At 72.3% G+C, this 16,652-nt stretch carries 16 protein-coding genes; 8 read left to right on the top strand and 8 right to left on the bottom strand.

Annotated elements, in window-relative coordinates; all coding sequences use genetic code 11:
• Positions 1 to 97: 97 nt before the first annotated feature.
• The 5 genes from D476_RS0100085 (at position 98) to D476_RS0100065 (ending at position 8,611) form a co-directional block, all read left to right on the top strand.
• On the top strand, positions 98 to 1,390 hold the full coding sequence (locus tag D476_RS0100085) for an ABC transporter substrate-binding protein (protein WP_026123084.1): 1,293 nt from the start codon (positions 98 to 100) through the stop codon (positions 1,388 to 1,390).
• 28 nt (positions 1,391 to 1,418) lie between these two features.
• The gene (locus D476_RS0100080; protein ID WP_017621948.1) at positions 1,419 to 2,390 is read left to right on the top strand and encodes a carbohydrate ABC transporter permease; all 972 of its coding nucleotides are present in this window, start codon (positions 1,419 to 1,421) and stop codon (positions 2,388 to 2,390) included.
• Positions 2,387 to 3,304: a carbohydrate ABC transporter permease gene (locus D476_RS0100075; RefSeq protein ID WP_026123083.1), complete on the top strand. Its 918-nt coding sequence runs from the start codon at positions 2,387 to 2,389 to the stop codon at positions 3,302 to 3,304. The genes D476_RS0100080 and D476_RS0100075 overlap by 4 nt, the downstream gene beginning before the upstream one ends.
• A gap of 122 nt (positions 3,305 to 3,426) precedes the next feature.
• A complete protein-coding gene (locus D476_RS0100070; protein WP_017621946.1) occupies positions 3,427 to 5,649 on the top strand; it encodes an alpha-galactosidase in 2,223 nt (740 codons plus the stop codon).
• A gap of 1 nt (position 5,650) precedes the next feature.
• Complete coding sequence (locus D476_RS0100065; RefSeq protein ID WP_017621945.1) at positions 5,651 to 8,611, top strand: glycoside hydrolase family 2 TIM barrel-domain containing protein; 2,961 nt, start codon at positions 5,651 to 5,653, stop codon at positions 8,609 to 8,611.
• Here D476_RS0100065 and D476_RS0100060 read toward each other — a convergent pair.
• Genes D476_RS0100060 through D476_RS35865 form a run of 4 tightly spaced genes read right to left on the bottom strand, consistent with a single transcriptional unit; the run spans position 8,595 to position 9,945 of the window.
• Entirely contained in the window at positions 8,595 to 8,783 is a 189-nt protein-coding gene (locus D476_RS0100060; protein ID WP_017621944.1) for a DUF397 domain-containing protein, read from the bottom strand. The genes D476_RS0100065 and D476_RS0100060 overlap by 17 nt on opposite strands.
• Positions 8,773 to 8,967, bottom strand: a complete 195-nt coding sequence (locus tag D476_RS0100055; protein ID WP_017621943.1) for a DUF397 domain-containing protein — start codon at positions 8,965 to 8,967, stop codon at positions 8,773 to 8,775. Before D476_RS0100055 ends, D476_RS0100060 begins: the two co-directional genes overlap by 11 nt.
• Positions 8,957 to 9,142 carry a DUF397 domain-containing protein gene (locus D476_RS0100050; RefSeq protein WP_017621942.1) on the bottom strand — a complete coding sequence of 62 codons (186 nt, stop codon included), beginning with the start codon at positions 9,140 to 9,142 and terminating at the stop codon, positions 8,957 to 8,959. The genes D476_RS0100055 and D476_RS0100050 overlap by 11 nt, the downstream gene beginning before the upstream one ends.
• Complete coding sequence (locus tag D476_RS35865) at positions 9,139 to 9,945, bottom strand: helix-turn-helix domain-containing protein (protein WP_083939352.1); 807 nt, start codon at positions 9,943 to 9,945, stop codon at positions 9,139 to 9,141. The genes D476_RS0100050 and D476_RS35865 overlap by 4 nt, the downstream gene beginning before the upstream one ends.
• A 141-nt stretch (positions 9,946 to 10,086) precedes the next feature.
• Here D476_RS35865 and D476_RS0100040 point away from each other — a divergent pair, with 141 nt between their 5' ends.
• Positions 10,087 to 10,551 (top strand): ATP-binding protein, encoded by a 465-nt coding sequence (locus D476_RS0100040; RefSeq protein ID WP_017621940.1) that lies wholly within the window; start codon positions 10,087 to 10,089, stop codon positions 10,549 to 10,551.
• 13 nt (positions 10,552 to 10,564) lie between these two features.
• Here D476_RS0100040 and D476_RS0100035 read toward each other — a convergent pair whose 3' ends face one another.
• Complete coding sequence (locus D476_RS0100035) at positions 10,565 to 10,996, bottom strand: VOC family protein (RefSeq protein ID WP_017621939.1); 432 nt, start codon at positions 10,994 to 10,996, stop codon at positions 10,565 to 10,567.
• Positions 10,997 to 11,269: 273 nt separating this feature from the next.
• Here D476_RS0100035 and D476_RS0100030 point away from each other — a divergent pair, with 273 nt between their 5' ends.
• Positions 11,270 to 11,584, top strand: a complete 315-nt coding sequence (locus D476_RS0100030; RefSeq protein ID WP_017621938.1) for a nuclear transport factor 2-like protein — start codon at positions 11,270 to 11,272, stop codon at positions 11,582 to 11,584.
• Between the two features lie 67 nt (positions 11,585 to 11,651).
• On the opposite strand, the gene D476_RS0100025 is transcribed toward D476_RS0100030, so the two are convergent.
• Positions 11,652 to 12,785, bottom strand: a complete 1,134-nt coding sequence (locus D476_RS0100025; protein ID WP_017621937.1) for a hypothetical protein — start codon at positions 12,783 to 12,785, stop codon at positions 11,652 to 11,654.
• Positions 12,786 to 13,693: 908 nt separating this feature from the next.
• Here D476_RS0100025 and D476_RS0100020 point away from each other — a divergent pair.
• Positions 13,694 to 14,530, top strand: coding sequence for a response regulator (locus D476_RS0100020; protein WP_152529176.1), 837 nt, complete (start codon positions 13,694 to 13,696; stop codon positions 14,528 to 14,530).
• Positions 14,531 to 14,562: 32 nt separating this feature from the next.
• Here D476_RS0100020 and D476_RS0100015 read toward each other — a convergent pair whose 3' ends face one another.
• Both D476_RS0100015 and D476_RS0100010 read right to left on the bottom strand, forming a co-directional pair.
• A complete protein-coding gene (locus tag D476_RS0100015) occupies positions 14,563 to 15,090 on the bottom strand; it encodes a MarR family winged helix-turn-helix transcriptional regulator (RefSeq protein ID WP_239648554.1) in 528 nt (175 codons plus the stop codon).
• Between the two features lie 78 nt (positions 15,091 to 15,168).
• Complete coding sequence (locus D476_RS0100010; RefSeq protein ID WP_017621934.1) at positions 15,169 to 15,801, bottom strand: NAD(P)-dependent oxidoreductase; 633 nt, start codon at positions 15,799 to 15,801, stop codon at positions 15,169 to 15,171.
• Positions 15,802 to 16,652 lie beyond the last annotated feature (851 nt).

The raw sequence follows: 16,652 nt of genomic DNA, 5'->3' as shown, positions 1-16,652 counted from the left end.
TGGAAAAAGTTTGAGTGCGTTGACAGACGGGGGCCTAGGTGTCGAACATGTCTGGAACGTCGGAGTGAGCCACTTCACGCACCTCGGAGGTCCCCCGATGCACCACAGACCTACGGGCCCACCGGCCCTGGGGCGCCGCGCCCTGCTGCGCGGGCTGGCCGGCGCCGCCGCGCTCACGGCGGTGCCGGGGCTGGCCGCATGCGGTTCCCGGCGCGGGGACCCAGGAGTGGTCACCATGGGCTCCAACCGCGCCAACGACGCCCAGCGCGAGGCCGTCGGCGAGATCACCGGCCTGTGGGAGGCCGACTCCGGGATCAACGTGGAGCTCAACACCATCGACTCCACGAGCTTCCAGGAGAGCATCAACAACTACCTGCAGGGCACACCCGACGACGTCATCGCCTGGTTCGCCGGGTACCGCACCCGCTTCTTCGCCGAACGGGGCCTGATCAGCGACGTCAGCCGGGTCTGGGACGAGCGCTTCCAGGGCGCCTTCACCGACCAGGTGCGCGACCTGTGCAGCGCCCCGGACGGGCGGCAGTACATGGTCCCCGACTCCACCGCGCCCTGGGCGGTCTTCTACCTCAAGAGCGTCTTCGAGGAGCACGGCTACGAGGAGCCCGCCACCCGCGAGGAGTTCGTCGAACTGTGCGAGCGCATGCGCGAGGACGGCTTCGAGCCCCTGGCCTACGGGGTCCGCGAGGGCTGGCCCGCCATGGGCACCTTCGACCACCTCAACCTGCGCATCAACGGCCCCGAGTTCCACATGGGGCTGCTCGACGGCGAGCACTCCTGGGACAGCCCCGATGTCCGCAGCGTCTTCGGCGCCTGGGCCGAGCTGCTGCCCCACCACCAGGCCGCCCCGCTCGGGCGCGGCATCAACGAGGCGCAGACCGCCCTGGTGCGCGGCGAGGCCGGGATGATGCTCTGCGGCCTGTTCCTCACCCACGTCTTCCCCGAGGACCAGCTCGCCGACCTCGACTGCTTCGCCTTCCCCGAATTCGACCCCGAGATCGGGGCCGACGCGATGGAGACCCCCATCGACGGGTTCATGGTCTCCGCCGACCCGCGCAACCCCGAGGCCGCCATGGACCTGGTCGGCCACATGGGCACGCTGCGCTCCCAGGAGATCTACACCGCCATCGACCCCCAGGCGCTCCCCGTCCACCAGGACGCCGACACCTCAGGGCTGACCGAGCTGGACGCCAAGATCATGAAGATGATCGCCGACGCCGGGGCGCTCACCCAGTACATGGACCGCGACACCCGGCCCGACTTCGCCTCCGTGGTCATGATCCCCGCCCTGCAGCGCTTCCTGCGCCGCCCCGACGACATCGCCGACCTGACCGCCAGCATCCAGCGCCAGAAGGTCTCCATCTTCGGCCGCTGAGGCCGCCCACCCCCGGAAGGAGGGACGCGTGGTCCCCAGCACCCCCTCGCCGCCGCGCGCGGCCGAACCCGGCGGGGCGCCCCCGCGCTCCGCACCCCGCCGCGCCCGCACCCCCTTGCGCAACGGCCGCGCCGACCGCATCACCCTGGCACTGATGATCGGCGTGCCCACCGTGCTGGTGATCGGCCTGGTGTGGCTGCCCGCCGCCGCCACCGTCGTGTTCTCGTTCACCCGCTGGGACGGCATCGGCGGCCTCGACACCCTGGAATGGGTCGGCACCCAGAACTACACCGACGCCTTCACCCTCTACCCGCCGTTCTGGCCGGCCCTGCGGAACAACCTCATCTGGCTGGTGTTCCTGTTCGTGGTGCCGACCCTGCTGGGCATGCTCCTGGCGGTGCTGCTCGACCGGGAGCTGCGCGGCGGCCGCATCTACCAGAGCATCTTCTACCTGCCCGTGGTGCTGTCGCTGGGCCTGGTCGGGTTCATCTGGCAGCTCATCTACTCCCAGGACCAGGGGCTGCTCAACACCTTCCTGGGCGCCACCGCCGGCGCCGAACCCGTCGACTGGTTCGGCGACCCCGACATCAACCTGTACGCCGTGCTCGTGGCCGCCGCCTGGCGCCACACCGGCTACATCATGCTGCTCTACCTGGCCGGGCTCAAGGCGGTCGACCCGTCGCTGCGCGAGGCCGCCGCCATCGACGGCGCCGGGCCGGTGCGCACCTTCACCAGCGTCGTCTTCCCGGCGCTGCGCCCGATCAACCTGGTGGTGCTGGTCGTCACCGTGATCGACGCGCTGCGCGCCTTCGACATCGTCTGGATCATCAACCGCGGCCGCAACGGCCTGGAGCTGATCTCGGCGCTGGTCACCGCGAACGTGATCGGCGAGGCGAGCCGGGTCGGCTTCGGCTCGGCCCTGGCGGTGATCATGCTGGCGTTCTCGCTGGTTTTCATCCTCATCTACGTGTCCACCCTGCTGAGAGGGGCCGACCGGTGACCGCCACCACCCCAGCCGCCGCCCCCGCACCGCCCCGCGAGGCGCCGCGGTCGCCGAGGCGCCGCGTGCGCCCGGCCCGCGCGGTGCTCCAGATCTTCCTCGCCGTGACGGCCCTGGCCTGGCTCTTCCCGATCCTGTGGGCCGTGGTCAACTCCTTCCGCGACTACGAGTTCACCGCCCGGCACGGCTACCTGTCCTTCGGCGGATTCACCCTGGAGAACTACCGCCGCGCCTGGGTGGAGGGGGAGCTGCCCGGCTACTTCCTCAACTCGCTGATCATCACCGTCCCGTCGGTGCTGCTCATCCTGTTCCTGTCGTCGTGCGCGGCGTTCGTGCTGACCCACTACTCGCGCCGGTTCAACCTGGTGATGCTGGCGGTGTTCCTGGCCGCCAACCTGCTGCCGGTGCAGGCGCTGCTCGTGCCGCTGTTCCGGATGGCCAACGCGGTGCCGCTGCCGTACTGGATCAGCGAGTCCGGCGCGGTCTACGACAGCCACATCGGCGTGGTGCTCGTGCACACCGCCTTCCAGATGGGGTTCTGCACCTTCGTGCTGAGCAACTTCATGAAGGCGCTGCCGCCCTCGCTCATCGAGGCCGCGCGCGTGGACGGGGCCAGCGTGTTCCAGCAGTACCGGAGCGTGGTGCTGCCGCTGTGCCGCCCGAGCCTGGCCGCCCTGGCGACGCTGCTGGTGACCTGGATCTACAACGACCTCTTCTGGGCGCTGGCGCTGCTGTCCAGCGGCGACAAGCTGCCCATCACCACCGCGCTGCAGAACCTGCAGAGCACCTTCTTCGTCGACTACAACCTGTTGTCGGCCGGGTCGGTGCTGATCGCCCTGCCGACGCTGGTCGTGTTCTTCGTACTCCAGCGCCACTTCGTGGCCGGACTGACCCTGGGGGCCAGCAAGGGCTGACCTCCTCCACCGCCTGAAGACAGGAAACCCGGCGGTCCGACCGCCGGGTTTCCCGCCCGCTCCGCAGGAGCTCCGCCTCCTCCCCGGCCTGAGGCCCGGGGTATCCACGAAGAAAGGCCCTGATGACGGACCGCACCGACGACGGCGCCGGACGCCTTGGCGGAGGCGTGCAGCAGATCCGCACCGTCCGCCTCAGCGCCGCGGGGACGGCCCTGGTCGTCCAGGTCCCCGCGACCGGACTCCCGCGCGTGCTGCACTGGGGCGCCGACCTGCCCGGCACGGACGGCGCAGACGGCACGGACGGCTCGGACGGCACCGAGGGGCTCGCCGAGGCCTCGCTCCCGCCCGCCGCCCACAACGCCGTCGACGTGCCCCAGCAGATCTCGCTCGTGCCGACCCAAGGGGAGGGCTGGCGGGGCCACCCCGGCATCGCCGGGCACCACGAGGGCCGGGCCTCCTTCCCCCGCTGGCGGGTGCGGGAGGTCGACGAGGAGTCGGGCGGCGGGCCGGGCGGAGGGTCGCTCACCGTCACCGCCGGGGCCGACGGCCTGGAACTCACCTGCGAGCTGCGCATGGAGCCCTCCGGGCTGGTGCGGATCCGGCACACCGTCACCAACACCGACCCGGCCCCCTGGACCCTCGACACGCTCATGGCCGTGCTGCCCCTGCCGCGCGAGGCCGGGGAGGTCCTCGACCTCACGGGCCGCTGGTGCCGCGAACGCGCCCCCCAGCGCAGCGAACTGGGCATGGGCACCCGCATGCGCGCCTCCCGGCGCGGGCGCACCGGCCACGACGCCCCGCTCGTGCTGACCGCCGGGACCCCCGGCTTCGGGTTCCGCACCGGCGAGGTGTGGGGCGTGCACACCGCCTGGAGCGGCGACCACGTCCACCTCGCCGAGCGCCTGCCCGAAGGCGCCGGGCAGGCCGACGCCGTCATCGCCGGGGGCGAGGCGCCCCACCCCGGAGAGGTGCGCCTGGCCCAGGGCGCCTCCTACACCACCCCCTGGGTCCTCTTCTCCTGGTCCGACCAGGGCCTCGACGGCATGTCCGCGCGCTTCCACCGGTGGCTGCGCGCCCGCCCCCACCACCCGCCCGCGCCGCGCCCGGTCGTCCTCAACACCTGGGAGGCCGTCTACTTCGACCACGACCTGGACAAGCTCAAGCGGCTCGCCGACACCGCCGCCGGCATCGGCGTCGAACGCTTCGTCCTCGACGACGGGTGGTTCCGCGGCCGCCGCGACGACACCGCCGGGCTCGGCGACTGGACCGTGGACACCGGCGTGTGGCCCGAGGGCCTGCACCCCCTCTTCGACCACGTGCGCGCCCTGGGCATGCAGGCCGGGCTGTGGGTGGAGCCCGAGATGGTCAACCCCGACTCCGACCTCGCCCGCGCCCACCCCGACTGGCTGCTCACCACCGAGGGCCGCCCCTCACCGCCCAGCCGCAACCAGCAGCCGCTCGACCTGTCCCGGCCCGAGGCGTTCGCCCACGTCTTCGGCCTCCTCGACGCCCTGGTGGCCGAATACCGCCCCGCCTTCCTCAAGTGGGACCACAACCGCGACCTCCTCGAACCCGTGCACGCGCCCACCGGGTCGGCGGGCACCCACGGCCAGACCCGGGCCGCCTACGCGCTGCTGGACCGGCTCCGCCGGGCCCACCCCGGCCTGGAGATCGAGTCCTGCTCCTCCGGCGGCGGCCGGGTCGACCTGGGCATCCTGGAGCGCACCGACCGGGTGTGGGGCTCGGACACCAACGACCCGCTCGAACGGCTGGCCCTGCAGCGCTGGACCGGGCTGCTGGTCCCGCCCGAGCTGGTCGGCTCGCACGTGGGCGCGCGCACCGCGCACACCACCGGCCGCGACGCCGACCTGCCGCTGCGCTGCCTGACCGCGCTCATCGGGCACGCCGGAATCGAGTGGGACATCACCGCGTGCACCGACGAGGAGCTGGCCGTCCTCGACGCGTGGATCCGCCTCTACAAGGAGCTGCGGCCGCTGCTGCACACCGGCGTCACCGTGCGGGGAGACGCCCCCGACCCGGCCGAGCAGCTCGACGGGGTCGTCGCCGAGGACGGGAGCGAGGCCGTCTTCCGCTACGCCCGCCTGGCCTCCTCGGCGCGCGCCGCACCCGGCCGGGTGCGCCTGCCCGGCCTGCGGGAGGACCGCACCTACCGGCTCGTGTGGCGCCGCGAGGCCGGGGCGCCCTCGACGCTGGAGACGGCGCCGCCCCCGTGGTTCACCGCCGGAGGGCTCACCGCCTCGGGCGCTGTGCTGGCCCGGTCGGGCCTGCAGATGCCCGTGCTCAACCCGTCCCAAGCCCTGCTCCTTCACCTGACGGAGGTCTGACGTGACCGCGCCCGCCAAGCCCGCCTACCTTGAGGACTTCGCCCCGTCGCGGGGCGTGAGGCCGCCGCGCGCCCGCTTCACCACCGACGCGCCGTCGGTCGGCCTCACCGGCACCTGGCGCTTCCGCCTGCACCCCCGGGCCGAGGAGGGGACCGACGGCTTCGAGGAGCCCGGCTACGAGGAGACCGTCGCCCCCGGCGCCGCAAGCGCCACTGAGGGCCCCGCCTGGTGCGACCTGCCCGTCCCCTCCCACTGGCAGATGCACGGCCACGGCGCGCCCGCCTACACCAACGTCGTGTACCCCTTCCCGGTCGACCCGCCGTACGTGCCCGACGAGAACCCCACCGGCGACTACCGGCGCGGTTTCGACCTGCCGCGGGAGTGGCCGGACGGGCCCGCGGTGCTCCGCTTCGAGGGGGTGGACTCCTGCTTCCGGGTGTGGCTCAACGGCACCGAGCTGGGCTTCGCCACCGGCAGCCGCCTGGCGACGGAGTTCGACGTCGGGCACCTGCTGCGCCCCGGCCGGAACACGCTGGCCGTGCGGGTGCACCAGTGGTCGGCCGCCAGTTACCTGGAGGACCAGGACATGTGGTGGCTCTCGGGCATCTTCCGGGACGTCGCCCTCATCGCCCGGCCCGAGGACGGGGTCGCCGACCTGGCCGTGCACGCCGCCTACGACGCCGAGACGGGCACCGGAACGCTCAGGGTGGACGTCGACGGCGCGGCCGGTGCCGTGGTGTCCGTTCCCGAGCTGGGCTTGGAGGAGGCCGAGGCCGGGGTCGAGCACCGGGTCGGGGCCGTCGAGCCCTGGTCGGCGGAGGCGCCGCGCCTGTACGAGCTGGAGGTGCGCACACCCGGGGAGCGGGTGCGCACCCGCGTCGGCTTCCGCACCGTGGAGCTGTCCGGCGGGAGGATCCGCGTCAACGGGCGCCCGCTGCTGCTGCGCGGGGTGAACCGGCACGAGTGGCACCCCGACCACGGGCGGGCCGTGCCGCCGGAGACCATGCGCGAGGACGTGCTGCTGATGAAGCGGCACAACATCAACGCGGTGCGCACCAGCCACTACCCGCCGCACCCCGACTTCCTGGACCTGTGCGACGAGCTGGGCCTGTGGGTCATCGACGAGTGCGACCTGGAGACGCACGGGTTCGAGCTGCTGGGGTGGAAGGGCAACCCCTCCGACGACCCGCGCTGGCGGGAGGCCTACCTCGACCGGATCCGGCGCACGGTCGCGCGCGACCGCAACCACCCGAGCGTCATCATGTGGTCGCTGGGCAACGAGGCCGGGACCGGGCGCAACCTGGAGGCCATGGCCGCGTGGGTGCGCGGGAACGACCCGTCGCGGCTCGTGCACTACGAGGGCGACCGGGACAGCCGCTACGTGGACGTGTACTCGCGGATGTACGCGCCGCACGCGGAGGTCGAGCAGATCGGCGCGGGCGAGGAGGCGCCGACCGACGGCCCCGGCGCCGACGCGCACCGGCGGGCCCTGCCCTTCATCCAGTGCGAGTACGGCCACGCGATGGGGACCGGACCCGGGGGACTGGAGGAGTACCAGCGGCTGTTCGAGCGGTACGACCGCCTCCAGGGCGGGTTCATCTGGGAATGGATCGACCACGGGATCCGGCGGGAGGAGGCCGACGGGACGGAGTGGTTCGCCTACGGAGGGGACTTCGGCGAACCGCTGCACGACGAGAACTTCGTGGCCGACGGCCTGCTGCTGCCCGACCGCACACCGAGCCCGGGGCTGGCGGCGTACGCGAAGACGATCGAGCCGGTGCGGGTGGTGCCCGACCCCGCCAAGGGGACGGTGGCGATCGCCAACACCTGGGACTTCCGGGACACGTCCGGGCTGGAGTTCAGGTGGTGGGTGTCGGAGGGCTCTGTGTTCGGCCCGCCTTCGGTCGTGCCCGGTGCGGGCAGGCTCGACGTGCCCGTCCTGGCGCCGGGGGAGACGGCGGAGGTTCCGCTGCCCGCCCTGCCCGAGGGGGCGGGGAACGGCGAATCGTGGATCACCGTCTCCGTGACCCTGGCCAAGGACGAGCCCTGGGCGGAGGCGGGCCACGAGCTGGCCTGGGGGCAGGCGAGGGTCGGCGAGGCGCCCGAGGCTGCGCACACCCCCGCACCGGTCGCCTCCTCGGGGACCGGTGAGTCCGTCCCCCGCATCGGCCCGGGGGAGATCGACGCGCGAACCGGGGACCTGCTGTCGATCGGTGATGTGCGGGTGGGGCCGCTCGCGGTGGACCTGTGGCGCGCGCCGACCGACAACGACGTCGCGCGGCACGGTGTGTCGGTGGAGCGCGGGTGGCGTGCGGCCGGGTTGCACCGGCTGACGTCGCGGCTGGTCTCCCTCGACTGGGAGGGGAACGAGTTCGTGGTCCGGAAGCGGGTCGCACCGGCGGCCCAGGGGTTCGGGATGCGCGTGGCGTACCGGTGGGGGACGGCGGACGGGCGACTGCTGCTGACCGTCGAGGGCGAGGCGGAGGGCGAGTGGCCGGGGCCGCTGCCGCGGTTCGGTGTGCACATGACGCTGCCCGAGACGCTGGACCAGGTGGAGTGGTTCGGGGGCGGCCCGGGAGAGGCGTACCGCGACGTCGCCCAGGCGGCGAGGGTGGGGCGCTACTCCGACACGGTCGACGGGTTGCAGACGCCGTACCTGCGTCCTCAGGAGAACGGCAACCGCGTGGATGCGCGGTGGCTGCAACTGCGCGGCGCGGAGGGGCGAGGGCTCCGGATCGAGGGCGCGCCGGTGTTCGACTTCGCCGCGCGCAGGTGGGACACGGCGGCTTTGGACGCGGCGGCCCACACGCACGAACTGGAGCCGGACGAGAGGGTGCACCTGTACCTGGACGCTGAGCACCAGGGGATCGGGACGGCGTCGTGCGGCCCGGAGACCCTGGCCCAGCACAGGCTTGAGGCAGGGAACCACGTCCTGAGGTTGGCGTTCACGCCGGTGGGGTGACGTCGTCCTTGAGGAAGTAGAGGAACCTCGCCCACTCGGCGGCGGGGAAGTCGAGGTGTCCGAGGTGTCTGTGCCGACTGTCGCGGACGGCGGTTCTCAGCCCCTCGGACACTTCGACGCAGCTACTTGAAGCGCCACTGTAGCTGGACTTGTGCCACCGCTCAGGCGGCACCGTCCGCCTCCCCGCGCAGGGTTTCAAGGAACACCTGCCACTCGCTCGTAGGGAACTCCAGGTGTCCGAGGTGTCTGTGCTGAGTGTCGCGGACCCGGGCGCTCCTAGGTGACTCCGCCACCTCTACACACTCCGGGCCGGTGTTCGCGCTGTAGCTGCTTTTGTGCCAGCACTCAGACTGCATCTGCCGCCTCCGTATGCAACGTACCCAGGAACGCCTGCCACTCGCCCGTAGGGAATTCCAGGTGGCCCAGGTGTCTGTGCTGGGTGTCGCGGACGGCGGTTCTCAGCCCCTTGGACACTTCGACGCAGTTGCCGCCGTGGGCGTGGCTGTAGGTTGACTTGTGCCATTCGCTCATTGGATCTCACCTTTGATCTGTTCTAACAGGTGTGCTGATTCTCTCGGGGACAGAGCAGCGGCCTGGAGCTCTCCGAACGCCGTCATGAGCTGCCCGACATGCTCAGGGTCTTCGACCACCTCACCTCCGAGTGCGTGCTCGACGTACCCGATCGTCCGCGCCGGGGACAGTGAACAGATGCGCAATGGCAGGCACGTGCCTGGGCCATCTGGCGTCCGGTGCAGGACCTGAAAGCTCATTACTCGTTCCTCGATCAGCGACCCGATGTGTTCGAGCTGCTCCTTCATGATCGCCGGGGACCCGACGGTATGCCTCAGCACCGTCTCGGACACCACGAACCGTAAGAGCGGTCGGTTGCCCCGTAGTGCGGGAAGCCGGTCAACGCGTGCTTGGGCGGCCTGTCCCATCTCCTCCGGAGGTGATGCGACATTCCAGGATCCTATGAGCGTTCGTGCGTAGTCGTAGGTCTGGAGGAGCCCTGGAACGACGAGCGGTTCGTATTCGCGGATCTCGCGTGATCTCCGTTCGATGAGAAGGGCGTTCCGGAACCATTCGGGGACATCGCGGGTATCGCTGAGTTCGCGCCAGAGGCGCTTCAGTGCACCTCCAGTAGACAGAGCAACATCCAGCTCGTCCACAATGTCCGGTTTAGGGAGTCTTGTGCCGCGTTCGACGGCGCTCACCATCGGCTTGGAGATACGAATCCGCTTGCCGAGAGATTCTTGTGTCATCCCAGCTAGAAGGCGATATCGGCGAACTTCTGAGCCGAGTCTCCTGCGGATGGGGTCCGTGTCGCCGCTCATGTCGCATGATCGTATTGCCGGAGTCTACAGAAGTCTCCAGAGTCGACGGAAAGCGACAGAACTGTAGCTTCTGTGGAAGGAGGGTGGCGACGTCGTCATCGTTGGGTGCCTCGAAGGGGTCGGCACCGATGAGGTGAGGACATGGACGACCTAATTCGCGACTACCACCTGGTCCTCAATGAGCGGGAACAGCTCCCCTGCACCTATGACGGCCTCCGCCGTGCACGCTCCCTCAGCCGGGTCCGGCTCCGGCCGCTGTGGGCGGACTCGCTCGTGGACGATGCCGAACTCTGCGTCGACGAGGCCTTCTGCAACGCCCGCCGCCACACCCGCAGCGGCCTGCCCGGCGGCACCGTCACCCTCGCCCTCTACGCCACCGCGGACGGCCCGCTCTACATCGACCTCGGCGACGCCGGCCCCATCCGCCCCGGCGACCGGCCGCGCGTACGCGCGGCCGCCCCCGACACCGACGTCGAGAGCGGCCGCGGCATGTTCCTCGTCGACTCTCTCGCCGCCCACTGGCTCTACGTCGCCCGTGCCGACGGCGGGTGCCTGTCCCTCACGCTCCTCACCCCTGATCGCGCCCCCGTCGCAGTGCGCGGGTGACGGGCGCGGGGCCTCAGGTCGCGAACACCTGGGAGTCGTCCGCGAAGGCCTTGAACTCCAGCGCGTTCCCGGCCGGGTCGAGCAGGAACATCGTCCACTGTTCGCCCGCCTGCCCCTCGAACCGCACGTACGGCTCGATCACGAACTGCGTCCCGGCCTCGCGCAGGCGGTCGGCCAGCTTGTGGAACTCCGGCACGGCCAGGATCAGGCCGAAGTGGGGCACCGGAACGTCGTGGCCGTCGACCGGATTGTGGATCCGCTTCTGCCGCTCGGGCGCCATGTGCGTCACGAACTGGTGGCCGTGCAGGTTCCAGTCGATCCACGTGTCGGAGCTGCGGCCCTGCTCCAGGCCCAGCACCTCCCCGTAGAACCGGCGGGCGGCGTCCAGGTCGTCCACGGGCACGGCCAGGTGGAACCGGGGGATGGGCGAGTCGAGCACGGTCATGGGCGCAGCCGCCTTCCTCGTGGGGAGTTCGCTGCCGGAGGCGCGTGTACCCCCGGCCAGGCAATGTCTTAATGTTAACATTCAAACATCGCAAGGGGGAGGAGTGTGCGCGGGGCAAACGGCCGCCCCCGGATCGGTCAAGATCGCGCTGGCGGCGGGGCGCGCGGCCGTGGCCGGGGGAAGACCGCAGACGGAGCCGGGCANGGGCCCGGGCGGCGCGGCCGTCGGAGCCGCAGGCGGATCGCACAGCCGCACCGAGCACCAGGAGGGCCCATGCCGGCGAATATCAACGATGCCGCCGTCCGAGCGTTCATCGACGCCGTCAACGCGGGAGACCGGGTGGCGTTCAGCGAAGCGCTCACCCCGGACGCCACGATGTCCGACGACGGCAGTGAGCGCGACCTCCTCCCATGGGCCGAGCGGGAGATCTTCTCCGCCAACGGCCGCATGGACGTCGTCTCCGCCGAGGACGACGGCCGGACCCTGGTCGCCGACTACACCAACGACACCTGGGGCGCCATGCGCACCCGGTGGACCTTCACCGTCGAGGACGGCCGGATCTCCCACTTCGACACCGGCCAGGCCTGACGCGGCGCCACGGGCACGGGCGGGCGTCGGCCCGAGCAGGAGGATGGCGGCCCCGGTACCCGCGGGGTCAGGATCCGACCAGGTCGGGGCGGACGTCCGCGACCATGCGGAGCAGCTCGTCCCGGCGCGGGTTCCCGGGCATGACGCTGACCGTCCGTCCCTCCGGCACCGCCCACCCCGGGAAGCGCGCGGGCGGTGCGTCGCCGTTCAGGTCGATGGCGACCACGAGGTCCCGGTGCCCCTCCGACCTCGTCCGCGAGTCGGGCCGGACCCCGCTGACCGCCCGCCAGGGGAGCGCGATCTCGACCCCGGGGAACCACCACTTGCACTCCTGGACGAGGGTGATGCCCTCGGCGTCGATGCGCACGCCCTGCCCGGTCGTGCGGCGCGGGAGTCCGCGCGTCAGCAGCGCCGTGATGACGGCGAAGACCGCGAACAGGAGCGCGAACATGCCGTAGAACCCGACGGCGTCCCAGAAGCCCGTCAGAGGGGTGTCCTGGATGAAGGGGAGGACGAACGGGAGGACGGCCAGCGCTGCCGTGAGGTAGGCGCTGAAGGCGATGCCGACCAGCCAGCCCTTGAAGTCCAGTGTCCGGCCGCGCAGGTCCATCCAGTGGGAGGACCGGGAGGACGAGGGACCGGCGGCCGCGGGCGCCCTGTTCTCCGGGGCCCGTCGTTCCGCGGCCTCCGACAGGTCGCGCCACACCCCCGGACGCACCGCATCGGCCTCGGCGCGCAGGCGGGCGGCGTGCGCCTCGGGCAGCCACAGGAGCAGGGCGGGGCCGTCGACCGGGGGAGTGGGCGTGAAGGACCCGTCGAGGGCCTTCGCCCAGTAGGGCAGGCCCGGCGGGACCGGCCCCCGGTGCAGCTCGGCGACGACGGTGTCCGTCGCGGCCGGGGGCGGGACCGCCGGGCGCAGCGCCTTCACGTTCCGCCAGGGGACGGCCGCATCCCGGCCGCCGAACCACAAGGCGGGCTCCTGCAGGAGGGTGAGCCCGTCCGTGTCGACCCCGATGCCCTGCCGTGCGGTGTCCCGGGGAGCCGTGCGGACCGTCAGGGCGGCGAACAGCAGGACGAGCGCCCAGAGGGGGAGCGCGAAGAGCAGCGAGGGCGTCCCGCCGCCGGTGACGGGGAAGGCCAGGGCGCTTCCGGTGACCACGACCGTGGGCAGCCCGACGAACAGGACGTTCAGCGCCCACATCCAGCGGCGCGTTCCCCGGCGGAGGCCGGAGAGGTCCACCCAACCGGTGGGGGCGGACTCGGGGGATCGTGCATGACCCGCCTGTTCCTGCATGCCCAGAAGGGTCCCACAATGCCGTCGATCCAGGGGAGCGCGATCTCCCCGAGCACCCCGAGCCATCGGCGCACGAGGGGCGGTGCGGGGCGTCCGGTGCGGTGGGCCCGCATTCTCTGCGGCGGTCAGCCGCCCTCGTCGCCTTCGTCTCTCCCGGGCCGCCCGTTGCGCGTTCGCGTCCGCTGGGGTGGTGTGTCCGCCTCGGCCTCGGCCCCGATGTCCCGCTCGCTCGCGGTCCCGGAGTGGTGCCCCGCCCGTCGTCGCCCCGTGCGGGCGCCCCGGGACGTGCGGCCGGGGCCCGGCGGGCTTCGACCGGCATCCCAGTGGCGTGTTCGTGCAGCTCATCGGGGTGAGTCCTCGATGCAACATGCCCCTCACCCTCCCCAGGGGGAGCGCCGCCATCACACCTGGGACGAGGCACTGGGCCGGGCCGCCTCCGGCCTTTACCGGCGCCCCCTCGATCGTTGATGGGGACCTCTGCATCGGCTGCGGACACGGCGAGGGGCGTCCGTGTTCGGTGTGCGGCCCGGCTCCCCGGCGGCCGCGAGGGGCCCGGAGCCGTGCGGCGGAGAGCGCCACGTGGGGAGGGGAGGCCGTGAGTACGCGTACTCTGTCCCGGCCGTGGCGGATGCGGTGGGATGGAGGGCATGGACGAGAACCGCATCCCTCGGCCCCCCGACGGCCACGGCTCTCCGGACGCGTATCAGGCCGGACCCGGGCCCGGACCGGGACCGACACCGCCCGCGGCGCCGCAGCCGGAGCCGAAACAGGCCGCGCCCCGCGCCGTGCTTACCGCCGCCGCGTACGGGTTCGCGATGCCCTGGGCGGGGGCGGGCGTGGTCTCCGGGGCCTTCATCGCCGTCATGGCCGCCGCCTTCGCCGAGCTCGGCCCGCTGTTCGTCGTGGTCATCGTGCTCGTCCTGGCCGCCCTGCCCGCGAGCGCCTTCGGGGTGTGGCGGCTCGGCCGCGCCCTCCTCAGGGCGGCCGGTGCGCGTGCCCCCAAGACCGTGGCCTCGGTCGGGACCGGCTGCTTCGCGCTGTCCGGGCTCCTGTTCCACGGCGGGGCCTCCACGGCCGACGACCTGGCCGTCGTCGGACTGGCGGCGGGCCTGGCAGTGGGCGGGGGGTGCGCGCTCACCGAGCTGTCGCCGCGCATACGGGCGCTCGGCATCGCCGTCGCGGTGGTCGGGGCCCTCGCCGCGCAGCTCGCCCTACCGCCGGTCATCGCGTGGTACGAAGCGCGCTCCGAACGCCGCACCGCCATGGGCGACCCGGACACGGACTTCGCCGTCCTCGACGGCCCGGAGTGGACCCGCACCGGGGTCAGCGACCAGTACGGGCGGCTCGCCCTGTTCTATGAGCACCGCGACGGGGACGGGGTGAGGGTCGAGACCTGGAACGGAGAGCACGCCGAACCGCTCGACTACCAGTGCGACTACCGCCAGATGGAGTGCGAGCGGCAGGACGGCCTGCTGATCGTCCGGGAGGAGGGCGTGATCGACAAGGTCCGCACCGTCCTGCCCGACGGCACCGTGGCCTCCGTGCACCCCGAGGAGCGCGACGGCGCCCCGGACCTGGTCGCCGCCGCGCAGGACGTCCGCGCGGGCACCTCGGAGGAGCGCGAGGAGATCATCGATGCGGCGGAGGGGTGACCGCTTCCCGCCCGGTCGCCGCTCCGACCCGGTCACCTGTCCGAGGGCGTGACCTCCTCCGCCCACGCCCGCAGGCCCTCCGCGAACCCTTGGCGCGCCTCGGGCGTCAACCGGTCCAGCACCCGCAGGAGCGGCGCCGCGCGGCTGGCCGCGAACCGCTCCATCAGCGGGCGGTACTCGGCGGACAGCGCCACGAGGACCCGCCTGCGGTTGGCGGGGTCCTTGCGCCGCGTCACCAGCCCCGCATAGGCCAGGTCCCCGACGAGTTCGCTCACGGTCGACAGGCGCACCCCCAGCCGGGAGGACAGCTCGCCCACGGTCGGCTCCTGCCCGTGGACGAGCTGCGACAGCACGCTGCCGTGCCGCCCGGTGAGCCTGTTGCGGTCGAAGACCTCGGCCAGTTCGCGGGGCATCTCCTCGGGCGCCCGCCGGTACCAGGCCTCCAGCAGCGGCACGAAGCGCATGAAGCCGTCGATCACTTCGGGGGGCGGAAGCGCCTCTTGAGCCGGGGCCCTGTCCTGATCCTCGCCCACCGGCCCCGTTCCACCGCCGTCGTCCATGGGATCCGACATTACCCCGGGCTCCGGCCCGTTTCCGCGCCCTCAGCGCCCTCAGCGTCTTCCACGCCTTCCGCGCCTTCAGTACGCGACACCGAGCGGGCTGCGTTCGGTGTCCGGGCGGCCGAGGGCCTCCAGCAGCGCGTGGGCCACGTCCGCCCGAGAGATGGAGGAGCCTCCCGGCGGGTTGGCCCCGACCACGGAGCGGTAGGTGCCGGTCTTCGGGCCGTCGGTCAGCCGCGGAGGCCGGACGGCCGTCCAGGGCGCGCCGCTCTCGCGCAGCACCTGCTCCATGGTGCGCAGGTCCCGGTAGGCGTCGGCGAAGATGCGTTCGATCAGGGGGCGGAGGACGAGGCGGTGCAGGACCGGGTCGCCGGGGACGGGGTCGCCCAGGGGCGCGGCGCTCACGGCGAGGATCCGCCGCCGGCCCGTCTTCTCCATCGCCGCCACGGCCGCACGCGCCCACGACGTCGCCGGGGACCCGGCGCGGGCACTGGCCGCCAGTGCGGAGAGGGCGGCGTCCGCGTCGGCGAGGACGGGCACCAGGCCGTCGGCGGTGAACGAGGCCGTCTCGACCGTGGAGAGCCGGTCGTGTTCCAGGGGGAGCCGTGCCGCGTCGCGGACGACCGCGGTCACCGTGTGCCCGGCCTCAAGGGCCTGCGCGGTGATCTCCTTGCCGGTTCCTCCGGTCGCGCCGAATACCGCGAGGTGCATGCTGGGGCCTCCTTGGGGGCGTCTCGGATCGGGATCGGCGCGGTCGGCCCGGTGCCGTCGGGGCCGCCTCCGCCGCTCTCTCCGAGGGGGGCAACAGTTCGGATATCCGAATAGTAATGCCTCCTCTGTTCACGGCGGTTCGGGGGCGGCGCAAAGAACCGACAGAGATCCGGTCAAAAGCCTCAAACAGTGCGAAATGCGCGCATAGAGTGCGGCTATCCCGTCGTGCCGAGGGGAGGCCCGACGGGGGACAGGGGGTCGCATGTTCACGGAATTGTTCGCCGTCGGTGGCGCCTTCCTCGGGATGGTGCTGCTGGCCGCCTGCAGCACTCCCGGCCGAGGAGGGGCCGAACCGGAGGAGGAGCGCCGGCGGCAGGACGCGGAGTCGTCGCACCTCCACTCCCGCCACCGTGGAGCCGGTGACGCCGGGGCCCGACAGCGGGACGGCGAAGGCCGCGGCCGACATCCCGGGTGAACGCGGGGCCCGATGGGGTTGTGGCCGTCTCCCGGCCGAGAAGCACCGGGGGCACGAAGCGAAGCCGTCCGGCGGGACCCTCACGCTGTCCCCGCCCAGCTCGGCCGACACAGAGGCGCACCTGCCAGGGGAGGACGAGCACCTGGTGCGCTGGCCCAGCGGCGAACCGGATCGTGCGAGGGCGCCGAAGCCTACGTCCGGCACGCCGGGAACAGTGGGACTCGGCAGGTCCGCTGCGCGCACTCGGCATCCGGACCGGTGCCGGGAAGGTGCTCGCGGGGACGGTAGACGCGCGCTTCGCCGTGGAGGGACGCCACCGGGCCAAGCGATCGTCGCCTCCGGCGATCATGTCGATGGGAAGTGAGAGCGCCTGTCC

It is taken from the genome of Nocardiopsis chromatogenes YIM 90109 (assembly GCF_000341185.1).
GTDB classification, from domain to species: domain Bacteria; phylum Actinomycetota; class Actinomycetes; order Streptosporangiales; family Streptosporangiaceae; genus Nocardiopsis_A; species Nocardiopsis_A chromatogenes.
The sequence above is the reverse complement of the archived record's forward strand: the minus strand, read 5'-3'. Positions and strand labels throughout refer to the sequence as shown.